The sequence below is a fragment of the Arthrobacter sp. E1SS-5 genome, assembly GCF_057073715.1.
Map to the genome: position 1 here is coordinate 3,493,570 of NZ_CP172703.1, position 18,915 is coordinate 3,512,484.

The following is an 18,915-nucleotide window of genomic DNA, read 5'->3' on the forward strand; positions in this document are numbered from 1 at the left end:
TTGCCTCCCGCAAACAGCGTGTTGTTGGAATAGCGTGTTACAGCGCGGTGGAGTCGTCAACCACCCCATGGTCGATGGCGGCGGTGTGGTCGTCCAGGTCCACATCCGGATGGGTCGGAGTGTCCTCCGTGAAATCGAACTGGTTGTCGGCAACCACCAGGTTGTCCTCCACGACGTTCGTGGCCGAATTGTCCTGGAAAGAGTCGTCCACGTGGACGTCCACCGCGGTGGTGGTGGAGTTGTCCGGGTTGTAGGAATCCTCCACCTCCACGGAGTTGTGGGTGGAGTTGTCCGAATTGTCGTTGAACGAATCGTGCACGTCCACGGCCGTGTCCGTGCTGACGGAGTGGTCCGAATGGTCGGAGTAGTCCGCGTTGTTCGAGTTGTCATTGAAGGAATCGTCCACATCCAGGGCGACGTCCGTATTGAACGAGTCGTCGGTGTTGAAGGAACCGGAGATGGCGGTCAGCTCATTGCCGATGCCGACGTCTCCGCCCGCGTGGATGGAGTTGTCCGTGGAGTTATCGGTCGAATGGTCGGAGTTGTAGGAATCCCGGATGTTGTTGGAGTCCCGGACACTGGCGTCGTCACCGCCGGCCACGGCGTGGTCCCCCGAAGCCACCACGGCGTCATGGTCGAACCACTGCTCCACGTCTCCGTGCGCCCAGATATTTTGGTTGACCGACTGGTCCGTGATGGTGTCCCGGTGGTCGAGCACGGTGGTGTTGCTGGTGTAGGAGAAGTGGTTCACCACGTGGTGCAGCTGCTGGACCGCGTGGGCGTGGTCGTCATGGTCGTAGTCCGCCCCGCCCTGCCCTGGACTGTGCACCCCACCCTGGACGGCCGCGGCACTCCCCGCGTAGGCCGCCGTCGTGCCTGCCTGCCCGGACCCGGTGAACCCGGACCCTCCATGCCCGGACCAGGCACTGTTTCCGCCGATGCTGTGCAGGCGGTCGAAGGATGAGGCGTTGACGGTGATGGGAGCGTAGTCGAGGACAACTGGCATTGCGGCGTCCACGTCAGCCGAGCACACGTTGCCCAGGCCGTGTTCCGCCAATGCCCGCTCGGGGTCGTCCAGGAACTCCTGGACCGCCTCCCTGTCGCCGAAGAGCTGCATCAGGAACTGAACAAGGTCATTTGCGAGTGTTGGCATATGCGTGGTCCTCACACTTCTTTGAGTTGCGGATCATCCGGCGAACGTATCCTGTTATCCCAAACCTAGGTTCGCTGCCGGGGACAGGGCATCGGGCGGTTTCCCCCTAGCAGCGGCCGCCGTTCCGGGGCACCGGGCCTGGCACGCCTAGGGGTGTTAGGGGTTCATTCCTGCTGCGGATTCAGCTGCTGGGAACTCTCCACGCCAAGTGCCAGGCGCAGGCGGGCCAGCAGGTCTGAACGGTTCTCCGCGCCGAGCCGGCGCCTGATCCGGGCGATATGGTGCTCTGCGGTCCTGGGCGAAATGTAGATGGCCTCGCCGATTTCCCGGTAGGTCTTGCCCTCAAGCACCAGCCTGGCAACTTCCTTCTCGCGCTCGCTCAGGCCGGATGCGTCCGGCTGCGCCCCTTTGCCCACGCCGTCGGCGCCGCTGCCTGCCTGCGGGTCGGCGGCTCCGGATGCTCCCGGGCTCCCCTGCGGGTGTAGGTCCCTGGCACAGGAGAGCAGGCGCATCATGTCCCGCCGTTCCTCGGCACGCGCGGCTGCGTGTCCAGCGAGCCGGGCACCCTCCCACGGCATTCCCACAGCACCCAGCAGCCGGGCCGCGCCCTCCACCTCGGGAGTACGGAACCGGCCGGCCAGGACCGACACCCAGGCTTTGCCCGCCGTCGCCAGGACGGCGGCCAGCTGGCTGTGTGCAGAAGCCCTTGCCAGCGCCGTGGCATGGGGGGCCAGATCGGCAGGGCTCTCGTTGAGCAGTGCAGCCTGGACGGCAGCCCAGTGCAGGGGAACGGCCCACAGTGCAGGTCCGCCCAGGCGCCCCAGCAGTCTCCATGCGTCTTCCAGGTACTGCGCTACGCGGCGCGTTTCGCGCAGGCGGGCAGCGGCGATCAGCAGCTCCCCCCACGGCAGGAGGTTGTAGAGGTCCACCGACGTGTGCAGCATTGCCTCCCGCGCCCGCTCCCAGGCCCTGAGGAGCTCCGGCACGTCCCCGTTGCGGCGGGCAAGTCCCACTTCCAGCGCGGCGGACATGAACTCGTCGCGCGGGACCAGTGGCCAGTGGTTGGCTTTGGCGGCTTCCGTGGCCGCAAACCGGGCGTCCTCGAGTTTGTCCTGCATCATCGCTGCCCAGGCCTGGAGCAGCAAAAGCCTGGGCTGCGCCGCGTTGCCGCCCTGCCCGGCCACCACCGCGGCCCGGCAGACTGTTTCCGCCAGGTGCGGCTCGCCGCTGTGCAGGGCCAGGAGGGCTGCCAGGGCGGCAGGTGTCTCCGGCAGCGGAAGGGCCATGCCCGCCGAGTTCAACATGTCCGAAGCATGGATCAGGATGGAAATGCCCTGCTGCGGCTTCTCACCCAGCGATGCAAGGACTCCCTGGCCGGTCTGCACCAGGGCAGCCGCAAGGAGCGTTGGGGACGACGCCGGGGCGTCCGGCTGGAAGAATGCTTCGGCGCCTGCCCGGTCTCCCGCACCAATCATGGCGACGGCGGCAAGGGGCGCCGAGGCGCCCACGCGGCCCGGCCCCAGCCAGCTGTAGACGTCGGCCGCGCGGGCCAGCATTCCCCGCTGCGCCCACACGGAGGCAGCCACGTCCGCGCCCCGGCGCACGTCCGGCGGCTCCGCGCTGACCAAAAGGGCGTCGATGATGCGGGCGGCGGTGTCCAGTTCCCCGTCCCCGGCTGCGGCCTGGGCGCGCCGGGCCGCGGTGGCCAGCGGGTCGGCGCCGGCAAGGAGCGCTTCCTCGTAGAGCTGGGAGGCAAGCCGGGGGTCGTTTTCCAGGGCAGCGTTGGCCGCTTGCTCAAGTTCCGCTGCAACCCTGGAATCGGCAAGTCCGCCCCTGGCGAGTTCCCGCGCAAGATTGCCAAGCGGTTGACCCGTGGACGCGAAGACAGTCACGAGCTCCCGCTGGAGCGCGTGCACCTTGGCGGTTGGCGTGGCAGTCAACAAGGCGTGCTGGGCGGTCCCCACCACCGTGCCGTCCGGCCTCAGCAGGCCCGCGACCTCTGCCCGGTCCACCAGGGAGTCCAGGTCCTCCACGGTCCCGTTGACGAATTTGCGCTGGAGGTCGGCCGGGAGCGGTCCGGGCAGGGCGAATCCCACCGAGAGTGCCAGCAGCAGTTCACGTACGGCTGCGTTGGCACCCTTTAACTGCTTGGCCATCAGCTCCGCTGCATGAGGCGGGTGCCCCTGGTGGTCCGGGGACGTGTGAAGTGGTACGGGGCGTTCCGCCCGTTGCAGGTGCGCGTCCATCTCAGGCCGCCGGGGTTGTAGTCGTGGCCGTGGCGACGGCAGTGTCAGTGGCGGCAGTGGTGGACTCCTCAGGTGTGGGGGAAGGCGCAACAGTCGGCGTGGGCGTCAAGTCGGTTGCCGTGGGTGTGACCAGCGGATCACCCGTGGGGCCGGAGGCTGACATCGTTGTAGGCGCCATGGTTGGAGACGCGCTTGCGCTGGTGGGTGCAGCGGTGCCCGTGTCCGTGGGAGCCGGGCCGGAATTAGGGGTGGGACTGATGGTCCCCCCGGGCGATGAGGTGCCAGGCGGGGCGGTGCCGGACGGTGAGGGGGCAGGCGATGTGGCCGGAGACGTTGTGGTCCCGGGCGCGGTGGTGGCTGTCGGCGCGGGGCTGGTGGGTGCAGGACCCGTCGGAAGAGGCTGGGACGTGTCGGTGGGGCTTGCGGTAACCCCGGTCAGGGAATCCGGAATAATCCCGGTACCGGAACCGGGCGGCGGATTCGCGGGAGCACCCGCGGCAGGTCCGCCGGCCGCCGCACCGCCGGCCGCGGTCCCGTCTCCGCCTGCGGGCTGCTTGCCGGTGGGCGGGGCGGAGGCAGTGGGCCCGGGCTCCCCGGTGAGCGGCTTCCTGGCGCTGGCTTCGATGCCCGCAAGCGGCTGGGGAACGACTGCCGCTGCTGCTGCCCCTTGACCGGGTGCTTCCGTCCCCCCTCCCCCGGAAGATCCTCCCGTGGTGCTGGCGCCGGCCTGCGGCACGAACATCGCTGTCAGGTTCCCGAAGCCGTCCGGACTTTGGGCGGCAGTGGCGGTGAGGACCGTAAGGACAGCGGCGGCCGCGGCCACAGCCGTGACCCGGACTGTGGGTTTCGGGGCGTGCGCGCCCCCTTTCCCGTGCAGCGCACTGCGGGAGGGCCCGGCGATGGCTCCTCCCGGCGTCGAATATTTGCGCGACCAGCTGGGCCGGCCGGACTTGCCCGGTCCAGGCGGCGCGTCGGAGGATACGACGGCGGCACGCGCCTCTTCAGCCGCCGCTCCGGCCAGTGCCGCTCCGGTCGATGTGGATCCGCTTGGTGCCGCTTCAGCTTCGGCCGCCTCAGCTGCGGCCAGCGCGGCAGCCTCTGCTGCAGCGGGGTGGGCCAGGAGCGCCGCCACGGCCGCGCCCAGGCAGATGGAGGACTTGGGGTCGGCGTCCACCGCGATGGGCCGGCCCAGCTGCTCGGATACCAGCTGTGCCACCAGGGGGATGCGGGACGAACCCCCAATCAGCAGCACCGTGGACAGGTCTTCCGGCTCAAGGTGGAGCTGAGCCAGGGAGTGTTCCAGTGCCTCCACGGTTTCCCGCACCGGTTCTTCAATCAGCGCTTCGAACTCGGAACGCACCAGGCGGACCTGCTGCTGGACGCCGGGCAGGAGCACCGGAATGCTTGCCTCGCTGTCAGCGGAGAGGGCTTCCTTGGCCTCCACGCATTCGCGCCGGAGCCGGGTCAGAGCGCCGAGGACTGCGGGGTCGGCGGGGTCCAGGTGGTCCAGTGCGTTCCCGCTGTGGCCGGCGACGTAGCGGAGGACCGCGGCGTCGAAATCGGCTCCCCCCAGGTCTTCGATGCCCTCGGGGCGTCCCACGAGTTCAAAGCGGCTGCTGCCGGACTTCCGCAGGACAGCGGTATCGAAGGTGCCGCCGCCAAGGTCATAGACGGCGATGGTGCTGCCTTCCTCCACCCGTACCTGCGATGCGTAGTGCAGGGCGGCGGCCTCCGGTTCGGGAAGGAGGGTAACGTTTGCCAGCCCGTGGGAAGCGAGGGCAGCCCGGACCACAGACAGCCGGTGGCTGCCCCAGGCGGCAGGGTGGGTCAGGAAGAAGGCCGACGCCGGGCCCCCCTCGCGCTCGGCAGCGCGGTCGGCCACCCACCTGGCCATGGTGGCGAAGACCTCTTCAGGCTGCAGCGCCAGGGTGCCCAGAATGATGGGGACGTCGTCGCCAATCCGGCGTTTAAACTCACGGACCACGCGTTCCGGTGTGTCCAGCCCGCGGCGTTCGGCGGCATCGCCCACCAGGACGGTGCCTTCTTCCGGGTAGTACACCACGGAGGGTACGGATGCTCCGCGGGCGCCCAGGGGCAGGCACTCGGGCGCAGGGGAAGCACCCTGGTGAAAGCGAACAACGGCGGCTGCCGTGAAACTCGTCCCGACGTCTACGGCGAGGGCGTAGCTCATGGTTACCTCGGAAGGCTGGTGGTCCACATGCAAGCTTCATCACAGTGAACAGTCACCAAATTAGCATTCCGCGGGACCCGGGAACACCCCTGTTGCTACATCGAATGGCGATATGGCGCTCAATTACCCCATGGCAGCCGAAGTCAGGTCTTAAGGCCCGAAAAACCGGCCGGCAAAAAGGCGAAGTTTAGAGGCCGGAGTAGGAGTGAAGCCCGTTGAACAACGTGTTCACGATGGTGAAGTTGAAGATCACACAGAGGTAGCCCACGATCGACAGCCATGCGGCGCGGGTTCCCGTCCAGCCACGGGTGGCACGCGCGTGCAGGTAGCCGGCGTAGACAACCCAGATAACGAACGTCCACACTTCCTTGGTGTCCCATCCCCAGAACCGGCCCCAGGCCTTCTCCGCCCAGATGGCACCGAACATGAGGGTAAAGGTCCAGCCGATGAAGGCGATGGCGTTGATGCGGTAGGACAGGTTTTCCAGGCTCAGGGCGGAGGGCACCAGGCGCATGAAACCGAGCTTGTCGGCGCCGTCGGCTGCCACGGTCTTCTGCCGGTGGGACTGCACCAGCTGCAGGGCGGACATGGCGAAGGTCAGGGTGAACAGGGCCGAGGAAAGCACCGCGATGGAAACGTGGATGACCAGCCAGTAGCTCTGCAGGGCGGGAACCAGGTGGCCCACAGGGGTCCAGAAGGCCACCGAAGCGGCCACCATCATGATGATGACCAGGCCCACCACGAAGGTGCCCAGGAAGCGGAGGTCGCGGCGGATCAGCGAGAGCAGGAACACCGCCGCCACCAGGAACGCGCCCGTGGTAAGGAATTCGTACATGTTGCCCCACGGCACGCGGCCCGCGCCGAGGGCCCGGGTGACCACGCCGGCGCCGTGGATGACGGCGGCGAGGATGGTCAGGGCTACGGCAACCCGCGCCGGAACCCGGCGCTCCGTGGCGTACTTCATGTCGCCGTCGGCCGTTACCACACCGCCGGTTCCTGCAACGCCGGCCTTGGCGGACGACGACGGGCGCTCGGCACGGTCGGCAGGCCCGTCCAGGCGGGCCCCGGCAGAGCCTGCACCCACTCCTGCGGCTACGGGAACCTTGGTGGCGGTCCCTGCCTTGGCGGCCTTGGCGTCAACGGCGCGCAGCGCCTTGCTGCTCTTGGCCAGGTCCCAGGCGAAGGCGATGAAGGCCACCGTGTAGGTACCGGCCGCCAGCAGCATGAAGAGTTCGCTGTACTGGCCCATGGTTTCGTTGATTCCAAATGGCATTACTGGTCCTTTTCGGGCCCGGTGGGGCCTGCTGGGGTGGTGACGGAGCCGGCGGCAGTTTCAGCGGAGCCTGCGGCAGTATCGACGGAGCCTGCGACATTATCGCCTGTCCGGCTGGGAGTTTGCTGGGACGGAGCGGCGCCTTCAGACGCGGCGCCTTCGGAGTCACCGTCTTCAGGCAGCTGCCACTCCGTGGTGAAGAGCTTACGGAGCGCCGCTGCTTCCCCGGCCAGGCGGTGGTCCTCGCCGCGGGCCAGGAGACCGTACTCCACCATGGTGCGGCCGTCTGCGGCAGTACCGGTGCGGACCCAGACGCGGCGGCGGTTGACGTACAGCGAGAGGATCAGCCCGGCCACGGCCAGCAGGGCGAACACCAGGGCGGATGCCTGTCCGGGGTTGTGGTGGATGTCCACGCCGATGTAGCGCTTCACGCCGTCGAAGCTGATGCTGCCTTTGCCGTCGGGCAGGGTGTAGGTGGAGCCGGGGGCCAGCGTGATGCCGCCTGCCGCCAGGTTCCGTGCATTGAGCGGGGTGAGGTTTTTGACGTCGAGTTCGAAGACGTTCTGCGGCGCGCCCTTGTTCAGTCCCAGGTCGCCGTAGTACGAGTTCAGGGTCAGCTGCGGGTTGAACAGTTCGGGATCGGCGCTGAAGGACACGTTCTTGTCATTAACGAACGCGGTGGGGAGGAAGAAGCCAACGAATCCCAGCTGGTCCGGCTGGGCGTCCGGAACCTTGATCACCACGGAGGAGTAGTAGTTCTGGCCCTGTAGCTTGGCCACCACCGGCCCCTGCATGGCCACGTTTCCGGCGCCGTCGCGGATGGTCACCACGGGCGCGTAGCCGTTGCCGGTGAGGTAGATGCTGGTGCCGCCCAGGCTGACAGGGTCATTGACCTTCAGGATCTCCTGCTTGGGAGGGGCGTCCGGGTTTTCCTTCGTGGTCACGGTGGCGGCGAAGTCGATGGGCTGGCCGAACTTGCCCTTGGACTCACGGTCAAAGGTGATGTTGAACTTGTCCAGTTGGAGCGAGTACGGCTGCAGTTGGCTGGACTGGAAGTTGGTGCCCGGGTTGAACTGGTCGTAGCCCACCAGGGTGTTGACGAAGGTGTCGCCTTCCACCAGGATGCGCTGGCCGCTGTAGCCGAACAGGCCGCCGGCGGCCACGGACACCAGCACGCCGATGAGCGAGGTGTGGAACACCAGGTTGCCCACTTCTTTCAGGAAGCCGCGCTCGGCACCCAGGGACGGCAGGGCGCCGTCGGCATCCCGCACTTCAACCCGGTAGCCGCGCTTGCGCAGCAGCCCCGCGGCACCGTTGATGGCGTCCGACGCCGGGATGCCTGCGCCTGAGGGAATCACCATGGTGCCGTATTCCGGCAGCCGGGACAGGCGCTGCGGAGTACGCGGCGGCTGGGAGCGCATGGCCTTGTAATGGGCGATGGCGCGCGGCACCACGCAGCCGATCAGTGAGATGAACAGCAGCAGGTAGATCGCCGAGAACCACACGGAGGAGTAGACGTCGTACAGCTGGAGGGAGTCCAGCAGCTTGCCGTACTCCGGGTGGTCCTTGATGTACTGCGTCACCGTGGCCGGGTTGGCCGGGCGCTGCGGGAACAGCGACCCGGGAACGGCGGCGACGGCGAGGAGCAGCAGGAGGAACAGCGCGGTGCGCATGCTGGTCAGCTGGGTCCAGGCCCACCGGAGCATGCCCTTGAGTCCCAGCGCCGGGAGGGCGGCCTGGGCCTTCGCCTCGGCGACAGGGGCGGATTGCTTCTTTTTTACCTTCACACGCTCGCTCATCAGATCGGCAACTTCACGTCGGTTTGGAACCAGTACTGCAGCCCGGTCACCCAGGCACCCCACACGCCGGTGGCCATCAGCAGCCCCAGGACCACCAGGATTCCGCCGCCGGTCCGCTGGATGGCCAGCCGGTGCTTGCGGAAGAACGCCATCACGCCCATCCCCCGGCGCAGGGCCAGGGCGATCAGCAGGAACGGAATGCCCAGCCCCAGGCTGTACACAAAGGCCAGGAACGCGCCCTTGGCGGCTGACGACCCGCCGGAGAGGCTCAGCAGCTGCACGGCTGAGTAGGTGGGGCCGATGCACGGCGCCCAGCCCAGCCCGAAGGTCAGGCCCAGCAGCGGTGCGCCCCAAAGGCCGGCCGGCGGTTTCGCGTGAATTTTCGCGTCCCGCTGGAGCCAGCTGAAGCCGCCCATGAACACGATGCCCATGATGACCACCAGGATGCCCAGGAGTTGAGTGATCCAGGCGTTCTGGCTGCCGGTGATGAGGGTGCCCAGCTGGCCGAACGCGCCGCCCAGCAGGACGAAGATCACGGAGAAGCCCAGGACGAACAATCCGATGCCGGCCAGCATCCGGCCGCGCTTTTGTTTTTGCAGGTCCACGCCACTGAGGCCGGTGACGTATCCCAGGTAGCCGGGGACCAGAGGAAGGACGCAGGGCGAAAGGAAGGAGACCAGTCCGGCTAGCAGCGCCACCGGGATGGCCAGCAGGAGGGAGCCGCTCAGGATGGCTTCGGCGAAGGGGCTGTTCACGGGGTCCCGGCCTGTCCCTATTCCGTCACGGCGGCGGTGATGAGGGCCTTCAGGGTGCCCTTCTCGATCTCGCCGAGGACGCGGGAGGCCACCCGCCCCTGCTTGTCCAGGACCAGCGTGGTGGGCACGGCTCCGGGCGGCACCAGGCCGGACACGGACAGCAGGACACCGCCGTCCTTGTCGTTAAAGCTGGGGTAGGTCAGGTTGAACGTCTTTTCGAACGCCTCGGCCGTGGGCTTCTCATCGCGGAGGTTGACGCCGAAGAACTGGACGCCCTGGTCCTTGAACTCCTGGTGCAGCGCCTCCAGGAGCGGCGCTTCCACGCGGCAGGGGGCACAGGCTGCGAACCAGAAGTTCAGGACGCTCACCTTTCCCTGGAAGTCGGCCGGGGTGACAGCGGCGCCGTTGAAGAGGGCACCCTGGATCTGCACGGCTTCCTTGCGGTCCGCGGCGGCGAACTCGGTCACGGAGCCGTCACCGGCAACGTAATTCTTGTTGTCCCCCGCTTTTGCCTGCTTGGCCAGTGCGTCCTCCTGCGCGCAGCCGGACAGGCCAAGGGTCAGCGCGGTCAGGGCCATGCCGCCGGCGGCGAGCAGGCCGCGGCGCGAGGGAAGGTTGTTGTTGCTCACTACTAGGCTCCAGGGGTGCTGGCGGCACCGGGAAGAAGGGATGCTGCGGGTTCGCTGTACTCAACCCGCAATAGCGAGCCGGCATCGTCGAACACCAGGGACGTAACGGAGGTCAGGGTGCACTCGCGCTTGCGGGGATCGTGCCACAGCGGCCGCCCTTCCGCGGTCAGGCGGGTGGCCCAGATGGGCAGTTGGTGGCTGACCAGGATGGCCTCGGGGCCTTCGGTGCCGAAGTCGCCCGCTGCGAGTTCAATCGCCTTCCGGCGCGCGTCCTGCGCCGCGGCTGCCACCCTTGCCGCCTGCTGCTTGTACGGCTCGCCCCAGGACGGGCGCAGCGGGTTGACCAGGTGCGGCCAGTGCCGGGGCCGGCGCAGTTCACCCTTGGTGACCTTCATGCCCTCGAAGTAGTTTTCGGCTTCGATGATCCGTGCGTCCGTGTGGATGTGCAGCTGCAGGGCTTCCGACGTCGGCCGTGCAGTTTCCTGCGCACGCTCCAGCGGCGAAGCGGCCAGGTAGGTGATGCGGGCCCCGTGCTCAGCGCGCTGCCGGAAGTGCTCCGCAAGCATCCGGGCCATCTCCTGGCCCAGCTCAGAAAGGTGGAAATCCGGGAGCCGCCCATAGAGAACGCCGTCGGGATTATGGACCTCGCCGTGGCGGAGCAGATGGACAGTGGCTTGGGGCATGTTTACCAGTTTCTCAAAGATGGCGCGCGATCCGAAATCTTCTACACCAAGTAGAACTGAAGTTTTTGAAGAAATGTTCCGGACACGGGAACAAAAGATGCAAATACATGTTTATACTGGATGCAGCAAGTTAGTTGAGACTTCAACTTATGAAGCTTCAACATCTCTACAGGTACAGCTATATAAGGAGCAACATCATGGCACTTCCCGCAGACGTCACCACCGGCACCTGGACCCTGGACAACTCCCACAGCGAGATCGGTTTCACCGTCCGCCACGCGGGCATCAGCAAGGTCCGCGGCCAGTTCACCGAAGCCGCCGCCACGCTTGACCTCGCCGAGGATGTGGCCGCTTCGAAGATCAACGCCACCATCAAGACCGCCAGCTTCGACTCCGGCGATGCCAATCGCGACGGCCACGTCAAGGGCGAAGACTTCTTCGACGTGGAGAAGTTCCCCGAGATCTCCTTCGTTTCCAACGGCCTGGCCGCCAAGGGCAACAGCTACGAACTCACCGGCGACCTGACCATCAAGGGCGTTACCCGTCCCGTGACCCTGGAAACCGAGTTCAACGGCGTGGCCGTGGACCCGTTCGGCAACACCCGCGCCGGCGTTTCCGCCGAGACCACCATCAGCCGCAAGGACTTCGGCCTGACCTGGAACGCCGTCCTGGAAACCGGCGGCGTGCTGGTCAGCGACAAGGTGGCCATCAACCTGGAGCTCGCCTTCATCGCTCCCGCAGCCTGATTCCCCCTTCACGGCACCCCGGCCCGCCCGCACGGCACGGCCGGGGTGCCGTGTTTAACGGGCAAACATACAACGGCAAACGCCGTGCATCGACACCTCCCGAATCATCCACAACGCCCCCCGCCGGGGGTACGGTGGACTTAAGCCATGCTGGGGGGAAGGCTGAGGACCGATTCCCGGCAGCCTACCTGGATCCCGACCCTTCAGAAGGAACGCCCATGAGTACTCCTCCCGTCCCGCCTCCCGGGTCCGAAGACCCGCGCACCAGCAACGGACAATCCAGCAACGACCAGTCCGGAGCCCAGCCACCGCGCTACGGCCAAAACGCGCCGCAGTACGGCCAGAACGCTCCGCAGTACGGTCAGAACCAGCCCCAGTACGGGTCGCAGCCGCCGGCAGCGCCGCAATATGGCCAGAATGCCCCGCAGTACGGCCAGAACGCGCCGCAGTATGGGTCGCAGGGATCCCAGTATGGGCAGAACGCCTCCCAGGTTCCCGGCTATGGGCAGCAGCCGTATGGACAGTCCCCTTACGGCCAGTACCCCTCTGAGCAGCCGCAGCCGGCCGGAAGCAACGGCGTTCCCCAACTGGTGAACATCTCCTTCTGGCTGCTCATTGCATCGGGGGTGATCTTCGTCATCGGCATGATCCTCGGGCTCACCCAGCTGGACAGCCCAGAGCTCCGGCAGCTTTTTGAACAGCAGATGCGCTCCAGCGGGACAGACATCAGCTACGACAGCATGAAGAGCTTCATTGCCGGCACGCTGGTGGTATTCGGCATCATCGGTGCAGCGCTCTACTTGCTGGTGGCCTTCTTCATCCGCAAGGGCAGGAACTGGGCCCGGATCCTGGGAACAGTTTTCGCGGCCCTGTCCATTTTCGGCCTGTTTGGGGTCCCCTCCATCGGAACGCTGGGAACTGTCCTGGGCATCGTGGCCATCGTGCTGCTTTACCTGCCTGCAGCTGCCCCGTACTTCCGAAAGCAGCAGCCTTTCGCCAACCCGTACTCCGGTGGGTTCGGCAACCCTTACGGGCGGTAACCAGTACCTCTGCCGGCAAGCTGGCGGCCCGGGAAGCAGCAATGCTTCCCGGGCCGCCTGCGTTAAGCCAGCGCCTAGGCTGTCTGGCCGGGCGTCTGTGCCCGCTGGGCGTGATAGGCCAGGATCTGGAGTTCCGTGGCCATGTCCACTTTGCGCAGGTTGACGCCATCGGGAACCTGCAGCATCACCGGTGCGAAACTCAGGACACTGTGCACGCCTGCCGCCACCACCCGGTCGCAGACGCCCTGGGCCACAGCGGCCGGAAGCGCGAGCACCACCATGTTGGCCCCGGTCCGGTGCAGGACTGTTTCGAGGTCCGCCACGTCGCTGACCCGCAGCCATCCCACTTCGCTGCCCACCACCATCTGGTCGGCGTCGAAAATGGCCACGACGTCGAACCCGCGGGACTCGAAGCCGCCGTACCGCGCCAGCGCCTTGCCCAGGTTGCCGGCCCCAACGATGGCCACTTTCCAGTCGTGCGTCAGTCCAAGTGCGGCGGCGATATGGCGGCTGAGGTACTGCACCTCGTAGCCCACGCCCCTGGTTCCGTACGATCCCACGTAGGAGAGGTCCTTGCGCAGGGTTGAGGAACTGACGCCGGAGGCCTCCGCCAGTGATTCGGAGGAAACGCGCTCAACGCCCTCCGCGAGCAGGGTGTTCAGGGCACGGAGGTAGAGCGTCAGCCGGGCTACGGCGGCGGGTGGTATCTGCTTGGGGGTAGAGCCGGTGGCGTCAGGAAGGTCGGGGAGGGGCTGCGGCGTTGGATCCAGGGAGGTCACCGGCACTCCCCTACTGGGCCATGGCGCGCTGCAGCACGCGTTCCAGCCGGGTTTCGTCGATCTTCCAGAAGTCGCGCTGCACGCCGTCCACCAGCACCACCGGGATCTCTTCGGCGTAGCGCTCACGCAGCTCGGGCTGGTTGTCCACCAACTCTTCGCTCCAGGTGAGGCCCAATGAGGCAGTGACCCGGCGGACGGCGTCGCGCGCGTCTGCGCAAAGGTGGCAGTCAGCTTTGGTGACCAGGACGACGCGGGGTGTAGCCATGGCTTAACGGTATCGCCGTTCGCATGCTGCCGGTGACGCCGACGGCGGCAGGCCACTGGATTGACTAGACTCAAGTCCATGCCCGAGGAGAAATACGTCGCCGTAGTCACGCGCCCGGTTGCCGAGCCGCAGCCAGGCGAAGCGGCGTTCTTCGACGTGGACAACACCCTGATGCGCGGAGCCAGCCTCTTCCATGTGGCGCGGAAGATGCACCAGCGCGGAGCATTCACCCTGGTCCAGGCCGCCGGCTTCGCATGGAAGCAATTCAAGTTCGTGGCGCGCGGGGAAAACATCGACGATGTCCATGCCGTGCGCGATTCTGCCCTGACGCTGGCCGCAGGAATCACCGTTGACGACATCAAGGCCTTGGGCGAAGAGGTCTACGACGAAATGATTGCGTCGCGGATCTGGCCGGGGGCCAAGGCACTGGCGGAACAGCACCTCAGGGTGGGCCGCCGCGTCTGGCTGGTGACCGCCACGCCCATTGAAGTGGCCACCGTGATTTCCACCCGCCTGGGGCTGACCGGAGCGCTGGGGACGGTGGGCGAAGTGTCGGACGGCATGTACACCGGCCGGCTGGTGGGCGACATCCTGCACGGCTCAGCCAAGGCCGTGGCCGTCCAGGCCATCGCCGACGAGGAAGGCCTGGACCTCAAGCGCTGCTGGGCCTACAGCGACTCCTATAACGACGTCCCGCTGCTGTCGCTGGTGGGGCATCCCGTTGCCATCAACCCGGATGCCAAGCTGCGCCGCCACGCCCGTGACCGCAACTGGCCGGTCTACGACTTCCGCGCCGGGCGCCGCGCCGCCACCTTCGGCCTTAAGGCAGCCACTTTTGGCGGTGCCATTTACGGCCTCTGGAAGGGATTCGCCCGGATGCGCGGCCCGCGGGCCTAGCCAGGGAAGCCGCCCGGTTAAAGAAAATACCCGCCGCCTCGGAAGGCGACGGGCATTTCCACGCTGTTCGAAGTATTCCTACTTCTTGTTGCGGCGCTGGTGACGGGTCTTGCGAAGCAGCTTGCGGTGCTTCTTCTTGGCCATACGCTTGCGACGCTTCTTAATAACTGAACCCACGAAAGTTCCTTACAAACTAGATGCAGTACCTGTCTGATGGAGAATGTCCGTGGACAAAGCTACGAACTGAACAACTGACAGATTCTTACAATGACGTAAAACGTTCCTTAACAGGGTACCGCCTATCAGGAGCGGCTCAGGACAGGCCGCCTCAGGCCGTCTCGGTGTGGCCGTCCACGACAGCACCCTTGAGGTACTGTTCAACGGCGTTCTCGGGGACCCGGTAGGAGCGGCCGAAGCGCACTGCCGGCATTTCGCCCGAGTGCACCAGCCGGTAGACAGTCATTTTGGAGACGCGCATGACCTCGGCTACTTCAGCCACGGTCAGGAACTTCGCGTTGGAGAAGTTCTGTTCTGCCGACATTTCCCTATTTTCCTTTGCTGACGGATGGACAACAGTGACCCCAGGTACGTGCCAATGCGGTGTTCCGATGCTGAGCCATCCACCAACCACCTAGATAGATACTCTAGATGTTCCTGTGGCAGATGTGAAAGTAGTGGGTCCCCTATTTCGTCCCCTAATTCGACTCCCGGCGCTTCCGTGCCGATGCCGCCAACTGCTCCAGGACGGACGCGGTAACGTCCCAGTCCATGCAGGCATCCGTGACGCTTTGGCCGTAGGCCAGTTCCGAGCGCCCTGCCGCGTGTTCCGCGACGTCCAGGTTCTGGGCCCCGGCCACCAGGAAGCTTTCCAGCATGACGCCGGCCACGGCGCGCGCCGCGGTCCCGCCGTCCTCCAGTTGCGCGCCGATTTCCAGTGCCACCTCGGCCTGACGGTGGTGGCTCTTGCCGCTGTTGGCGTGGCTGGCGTCGACGATGAGGCGCGGGTTCAGTCCCTTGCCCGCCAGTTCGCTGGAGGCCCGCTCGACGTCGGCCGCTGAGTAGTTGGGCCCCTTGCGGCCGCCGCGGAGGATGACGTGGGTGTCCGGATTTCCGGCGGTCGCCACCAGCGCGGCCCGGCCCTCGCCGTCGATTCCAAGGAACGCCTGGGCCGCCGCCGCGGCCCCGCACGCGTCGATGGCCACCTGCAGGCCGCCGTCGGTCCCGTTCTTGAAGCCGATGGGCATGGACAGGCCGGAGGCAAGCTGCCGGTGGATCTGGCTTTCGGTGGTGCGGGCACCGATGGCGCCCCACGAGATGAGGTCGGCCATGTACTGGGGGCTGATCGGTTCCAGGAATTCGGTGGCGGTGGGCAGGCCCAGTGCGGTGACCTGCTGCAGGAACTGCCGGGCCGTGCGGAGGCCGGTGACCATGTCGTGGCTGCCGTCCAGGCGGGGATCGTTGATCAGGCCCTTCCAGCCCACCGTGGTGCGCGGCTTTTCGAAGTAGGTCCGCATGACGATCAGCAGGTCTTCCTTGTGCTTTTCGGCCTGGCTGACCAGCCGGCGGGCGTACTCCAGCCCTGCCTTGGGGTCGTGAATGGAACAGGGACCCACGATGACCAGCAGGCGGTCGTCCACGCCGTCCATGATGGCGCGGACCTCATCGCGTCCACGTTCGACGACGGCAGCAGCCCGGGCGTCCAGGGGCAGTTTGGTGAGGAGCGCCGATGGGGTGGGCAGCGGGGTGAATTCACTGACCCGCAGGTTCGACGTGGACTTGGTCTCGGTGGCGGGGGCTGCTGCTGTTGCGGTGCTCATGTTCGGGGTCCTGTTCCAGGTGGGAAGCGGGCCCGGATTTCAGAACCCGCCGGAGAAACGGCGAAGGGCAGAGAATAATCTCTGCCCTGTTGGCTCTGAAGGAATGCTGGATGCGTGTCAGTTAGACGCGGGCCCCTCCAGAGCCAACGAAAAATACGCATACCAACGGTTAGTCATGAAAGAGACCATAAACCCGGGTGCGCCCAGCCGCAAAATCAGCGTCCGTCATATTCGCTTCATCGGGACTTCTGGAGACCTGCCACCAGTTCGGCGTGCTTCTGGTCCGTGAGCCTATACCAGGACATGATCACGACGGCGGCCAGCACCAGCGCGGCCGGCAGCAGTCCGGCGGCGGCGCGGATCGCCGTGAGCGCCGGTGCCGCCTGCTCCTGGACCAACGAGGAATAGCCGCCCCACGCCAGCGCGAAGGCGACCAATCCGCCGCCGAAGCCCATGCCCAGCTTCCGGGTGGCCGCCAGGAGGGCGTAGTTGATGCCCTGCACCCGGACGCCGGTTTTCCACTCCCCGTATTCCACAGTGTCCGCGATGAGTGCCCAGGTGAGGATGCTTACCGTCGCGGCCGAAAGCTGGGCCAGGACCATCCCGGCCACCGCCAGCCAGGGGGCTTCTGCCGGCGCCAGGAAAACCACGAGTCCACCCGCGGCGCCGAGCATGCAGCCGGCGGCGAACACTGCCTTCTTGCCCCATCTGTTGACCGGGCGCGGCATCAGCACGGCAAGCGCCAGGGTAATGACCACCTGCGTTGCCGCCATCAGGGGAAAGAGGTCCAGGCGGGACAGGACATCGCGCAGGTAGTAAAACTGCGCCGCCACGGTGGCGGAGTTGCCGGTCACCAGCAGTACGGAACTGAGGCACAGGACCACCAGCGGCGAATTGACCCTGAGCGCGTCAGTGGTTTGGCGCCAGGTGATTTTGGGAACGCTGCCGGCAACTTGTTCCCGGCAGGCGGTCCCAGTGAACACGTACAGGCCGGAGCCCAGCACCGCGAAGACCAGCGTCATCACGGTGAAGATCTGCTGGACGTCCCCGCCCCTGCCCAGGAGCGGTGCCACGAAGAACCCAAGCGTCGCCCCTACCGACAGGCCGCCGATGGTCCGCGCTCCGGCCAGCCTGGCCCGGTCACGGGGGTCCTGGGTCATGGCGCCCACCAGGCAGCCGTAGGGGACATTCACCAGGCTGTAGGCAAGACAGACCAGGAAGTAGGTGCAGTAGGCGTAGAGCAGCTTCAGGCCTGGCTCGACGTCGGGCACATGGAATACAGCCACGCCCAGCACCAGCGGAACAAAGCCGAAGAGCAGGAAGGGCCGGAACTTTCCCCACCGCTGGCTGTGGAAACGGTCAACGATCCTGCCGGCAGCAATGTCCGTGAAGGCGTTGAACACCCGCGCAACCACCAGCAGGGTGCCGGCAGCCGCCGCTCCGATCCCGGCCACGTCGGTGTAGTAGACCAGCAGGAACATGTTGGCAGTACTGATGATCATGCTGTTGGCCGCGTCGCCGGCGCCGTAGCCTACGATCGCGACCCTGTTCAATGGCTTCATTTTTTCCTGTCCCCAAGGTGAGAAACCGCTTTCTCACCCGAACAGGAATCTACCCCAGAATCTTGCGCAGAAACACCAGTTGCCGGATCCACTGGTGCTCCTGGCCGCCTTCGTGGTTGTTGAACCGGTACACCTCGATCTCCTTGGCAGCTCCCGTGGCGGATGCGGCGGATGTCCCGGAGCCATAGGCGTTGAAGCTGGCGAAGACGGTGGACGGCGGGCAGATATCGTCCATCTGGGCAGCCGAATACAGGGCCGGCGCCGTGGCATACCGGGCCAGGTTGACGCCGTCGAAATAGTTGAGGACGGCCAGGGCGTCGTCATAGCGGTCCCGGTGCCGGGCCAGGAACTGGGCAATCTCCGGGTACGGCCCGCGCGGGGTGATGTCGATGGCGCGGGGGAAGTCCTGCAGGAACGGAACGTCGGGCAGCGCGGCGATGACGCCGTCGAGCCTTCCGGCGGTGAGCCCCGCCGTGGCCACCACCAGGCCCCCGCCCTGGCTCACGCCGGCCAGCACCACTTTGGCGGCGTCGACGGCGGGGTGGGCCTGCGCGGCTTCCACGGCGCGGAACGCGTCCACATACACGCGGCGGTAGTAGTAGTCCTCGCGGCTGGTGATGCCCCTGGTCATGAGGCCGGCGTGCGCCACGTCCCCGGCTGACGGGTGCGGATCCGCGGTGTGTCCCAGCGTGCCGCCGTACCCCTGGCCGCGGGTGTCCATGATGAAGTGAGCGTACCCGGCCTGCGCCCAGCGCGTGTCCTGGTTCACCAGGCCGCGGCCGCCCGAGTAGCCGATGTAGTTGACCACCACCGGAAGCCGGGCACCGGCGTCCCGGTTGGCGGGCAGGTGCAGCCAGCCCTTGACCGGTGCGCCGCCGAAGCCGGAGAAGGTGACGTCAAAGGTGTCGATGACCGTCAGGTAGTTTTCCACCGGCTCGAAGGTCGCATTGAGCGGAAAGGCGCAGGCTTCGTCCAGGGTGGCATCCCAGAACGCGTCCAGGTCTTCCGGCGGCGTGACCTCGGAGGTGTAGCTGCGCAGCTGTGCCAGGGGAAGGTCGAAGAGGGGCATCGTTGTCCTGT

18 protein-coding genes are annotated in these 18,915 nt (G+C 66.4%); 3 read left to right on the top strand and 15 right to left on the bottom strand.

All coding sequences use genetic code 11. The features are described 5' to 3' along the window. Positions 1-37: 37 nt before the first annotated feature. The 8 genes from ACIGJD_RS16370 to ACIGJD_RS16405 all read right to left on the bottom strand — a co-directional run bounded on the left by ACIGJD_RS16370 (position 38) and on the right by ACIGJD_RS16405 (position 10,729). Positions 38-1,153 carry an IniB N-terminal domain-containing protein gene (locus ACIGJD_RS16370; protein WP_483687085.1) on the bottom strand — a complete coding sequence of 372 codons (1,116 nt, stop codon included), beginning with the start codon at positions 1,151-1,153 and terminating at the stop codon, positions 38-40. Positions 1,154-1,317: 164 nt separating this feature from the next. Next, positions 1,318-3,399 (bottom strand): LuxR C-terminal-related transcriptional regulator, encoded by a 2,082-nt coding sequence (locus tag ACIGJD_RS16375; protein WP_483687086.1) that lies wholly within the window; start codon positions 3,397-3,399, stop codon positions 1,318-1,320. A gap of 1 nt (position 3,400) precedes the next feature. Then, positions 3,401-5,590: an Hsp70 family protein gene (locus ACIGJD_RS16380; RefSeq protein WP_483689522.1), complete on the bottom strand. Its 2,190-nt coding sequence runs from the start codon at positions 5,588-5,590 to the stop codon at positions 3,401-3,403. Between the two features lie 187 nt (positions 5,591-5,777). Then, a complete protein-coding gene (ccsB, locus tag ACIGJD_RS16385) occupies positions 5,778-6,863 on the bottom strand; it encodes a c-type cytochrome biogenesis protein CcsB (RefSeq protein WP_483687087.1) in 1,086 nt (361 codons plus the stop codon). After that, positions 6,863-8,662 (bottom strand): cytochrome c biogenesis protein ResB, encoded by a 1,800-nt coding sequence (resB, locus tag ACIGJD_RS16390; protein ID WP_483687088.1) that lies wholly within the window; start codon positions 8,660-8,662, stop codon positions 6,863-6,865. Before resB ends, ccsB begins: the two co-directional genes overlap by 1 nt. Beyond that, entirely contained in the window at positions 8,662-9,417 is a 756-nt protein-coding gene (locus tag ACIGJD_RS16395; RefSeq protein WP_142132727.1) for a cytochrome c biogenesis CcdA family protein, read from the bottom strand. The genes resB and ACIGJD_RS16395 overlap by 1 nt, the downstream gene beginning before the upstream one ends. Before the next feature lie 17 nt (positions 9,418-9,434). Next, positions 9,435-9,995, bottom strand: coding sequence for a TlpA family protein disulfide reductase (locus ACIGJD_RS16400; protein WP_483689523.1), 561 nt, complete (start codon positions 9,993-9,995; stop codon positions 9,435-9,437). A gap of 53 nt (positions 9,996-10,048) precedes the next feature. Next, complete coding sequence (locus tag ACIGJD_RS16405) at positions 10,049-10,729, bottom strand: histidine phosphatase family protein (RefSeq protein WP_483687089.1); 681 nt, start codon at positions 10,727-10,729, stop codon at positions 10,049-10,051. A gap of 197 nt (positions 10,730-10,926) precedes the next feature. On the opposite strand from ACIGJD_RS16405, the gene ACIGJD_RS16410 reads away from it, so the two are divergent. Further along, positions 10,927-11,475, top strand: coding sequence for a YceI family protein (locus ACIGJD_RS16410; protein ID WP_483687090.1), 549 nt, complete (start codon positions 10,927-10,929; stop codon positions 11,473-11,475). 218 nt (positions 11,476-11,693) lie between these two features. Then, positions 11,694-12,515 (top strand): hypothetical protein, encoded by an 822-nt coding sequence (locus ACIGJD_RS16415; RefSeq protein ID WP_483687091.1) that lies wholly within the window; start codon positions 11,694-11,696, stop codon positions 12,513-12,515. Positions 12,516-12,589: 74 nt separating this feature from the next. Here ACIGJD_RS16415 and ACIGJD_RS16420 read toward each other — a convergent pair whose 3' ends face one another. Next, complete coding sequence (locus ACIGJD_RS16420) at positions 12,590-13,294, bottom strand: redox-sensing transcriptional repressor Rex (RefSeq protein WP_483687092.1); 705 nt, start codon at positions 13,292-13,294, stop codon at positions 12,590-12,592. A 10-nt stretch (positions 13,295-13,304) separates the two neighbouring features. Then, positions 13,305-13,559, bottom strand: a complete 255-nt coding sequence (locus ACIGJD_RS16425; protein WP_483687093.1) for a glutaredoxin family protein — start codon at positions 13,557-13,559, stop codon at positions 13,305-13,307. Positions 13,560-13,637: 78 nt separating this feature from the next. Here ACIGJD_RS16425 and ACIGJD_RS16430 point away from each other — a divergent pair, with 78 nt between their 5' ends. After that, entirely contained in the window at positions 13,638-14,456 is an 819-nt protein-coding gene (locus tag ACIGJD_RS16430) for an HAD family hydrolase (protein ID WP_483687094.1), read from the top strand. Between the two features lie 78 nt (positions 14,457-14,534). Here ACIGJD_RS16430 and ACIGJD_RS16435 read toward each other — a convergent pair whose 3' ends face one another. The 5 genes from ACIGJD_RS16435 to ACIGJD_RS16455 form a co-directional block, all read right to left on the bottom strand. Then, positions 14,535-14,633, bottom strand: a complete 99-nt coding sequence (locus ACIGJD_RS16435) for a 30S ribosomal protein bS22 (protein ID WP_003792170.1) — start codon at positions 14,631-14,633, stop codon at positions 14,535-14,537. A 151-nt stretch (positions 14,634-14,784) separates the two neighbouring features. Next, positions 14,785-14,997, bottom strand: coding sequence for a helix-turn-helix domain-containing protein (locus tag ACIGJD_RS16440; RefSeq protein WP_043452394.1), 213 nt, complete (start codon positions 14,995-14,997; stop codon positions 14,785-14,787). A gap of 154 nt (positions 14,998-15,151) precedes the next feature. Continuing rightward, the gene (locus ACIGJD_RS16445) at positions 15,152-16,273 is read right to left on the bottom strand and encodes a 3-deoxy-7-phosphoheptulonate synthase (protein ID WP_483687095.1); all 1,122 of its coding nucleotides are present in this window, start codon (positions 16,271-16,273) and stop codon (positions 15,152-15,154) included. 236 nt (positions 16,274-16,509) lie between these two features. Beyond that, complete coding sequence (locus ACIGJD_RS16450) at positions 16,510-17,835, bottom strand: glycoside-pentoside-hexuronide (GPH):cation symporter (RefSeq protein ID WP_483687096.1); 1,326 nt, start codon at positions 17,833-17,835, stop codon at positions 16,510-16,512. Positions 17,836-17,884: 49 nt separating this feature from the next. Beyond that, a complete protein-coding gene (locus tag ACIGJD_RS16455; RefSeq protein ID WP_483687097.1) occupies positions 17,885-18,904 on the bottom strand; it encodes an acetylxylan esterase in 1,020 nt (339 codons plus the stop codon). Positions 18,905-18,915: the final 11 nt, after the last annotated feature.

Excerpts from the sequence above, each read along its gene's own strand:
- ACIGJD_RS16370 (WP_483687085.1), bottom strand. The coding sequence starts at position 1,153 with ATGCCAACACTCGCAAATGACCTTGTTCAGTTCCTGATGCAGCTCTTC.
- ACIGJD_RS16375 (WP_483687086.1), bottom strand. The coding sequence starts at position 3,399 with ATGGACGCGCACCTGCAACGGGCGGAACGCCCCGTACCACTTCACACG.
- ACIGJD_RS16380 (WP_483689522.1), bottom strand. The coding sequence starts at position 5,590 with ATGAGCTACGCCCTCGCCGTAGACGTCGGGACGAGTTTCACGGCAGCC.
- ccsB (WP_483687087.1), bottom strand. The coding sequence starts at position 6,863 with ATGCCATTTGGAATCAACGAAACCATGGGCCAGTACAGCGAACTCTTC.
- resB (WP_483687088.1), bottom strand. The coding sequence starts at position 8,662 with ATGAGCGAGCGTGTGAAGGTAAAAAAGAAGCAATCCGCCCCTGTCGCC.
- ACIGJD_RS16400 (WP_483689523.1), bottom strand. The coding sequence starts at position 9,995 with ATGGCCCTGACCGCGCTGACCCTTGGCCTGTCCGGCTGCGCGCAGGAG.
- ACIGJD_RS16405 (WP_483687089.1), bottom strand. The coding sequence starts at position 10,729 with ATGCCCCAAGCCACTGTCCATCTGCTCCGCCACGGCGAGGTCCATAAT.
- ACIGJD_RS16410 (WP_483687090.1), top strand. The coding sequence starts at position 10,927 with ATGGCACTTCCCGCAGACGTCACCACCGGCACCTGGACCCTGGACAAC.
- ACIGJD_RS16415 (WP_483687091.1), top strand. The coding sequence starts at position 11,694 with ATGAGTACTCCTCCCGTCCCGCCTCCCGGGTCCGAAGACCCGCGCACC.
- ACIGJD_RS16425 (WP_483687093.1), bottom strand. The coding sequence starts at position 13,559 with ATGGCTACACCCCGCGTCGTCCTGGTCACCAAAGCTGACTGCCACCTT.
- ACIGJD_RS16430 (WP_483687094.1), top strand. The coding sequence starts at position 13,638 with ATGCCCGAGGAGAAATACGTCGCCGTAGTCACGCGCCCGGTTGCCGAG.
- ACIGJD_RS16440 (WP_043452394.1), bottom strand. The coding sequence starts at position 14,997 with ATGTCGGCAGAACAGAACTTCTCCAACGCGAAGTTCCTGACCGTGGCT.
- ACIGJD_RS16445 (WP_483687095.1), bottom strand. The coding sequence starts at position 16,273 with ATGAGCACCGCAACAGCAGCAGCCCCCGCCACCGAGACCAAGTCCACG.
- ACIGJD_RS16450 (WP_483687096.1), bottom strand. The coding sequence starts at position 17,835 with ATGAAGCCATTGAACAGGGTCGCGATCGTAGGCTACGGCGCCGGCGAC.
- ACIGJD_RS16455 (WP_483687097.1), bottom strand. The coding sequence starts at position 18,904 with ATGCCCCTCTTCGACCTTCCCCTGGCACAGCTGCGCAGCTACACCTCC.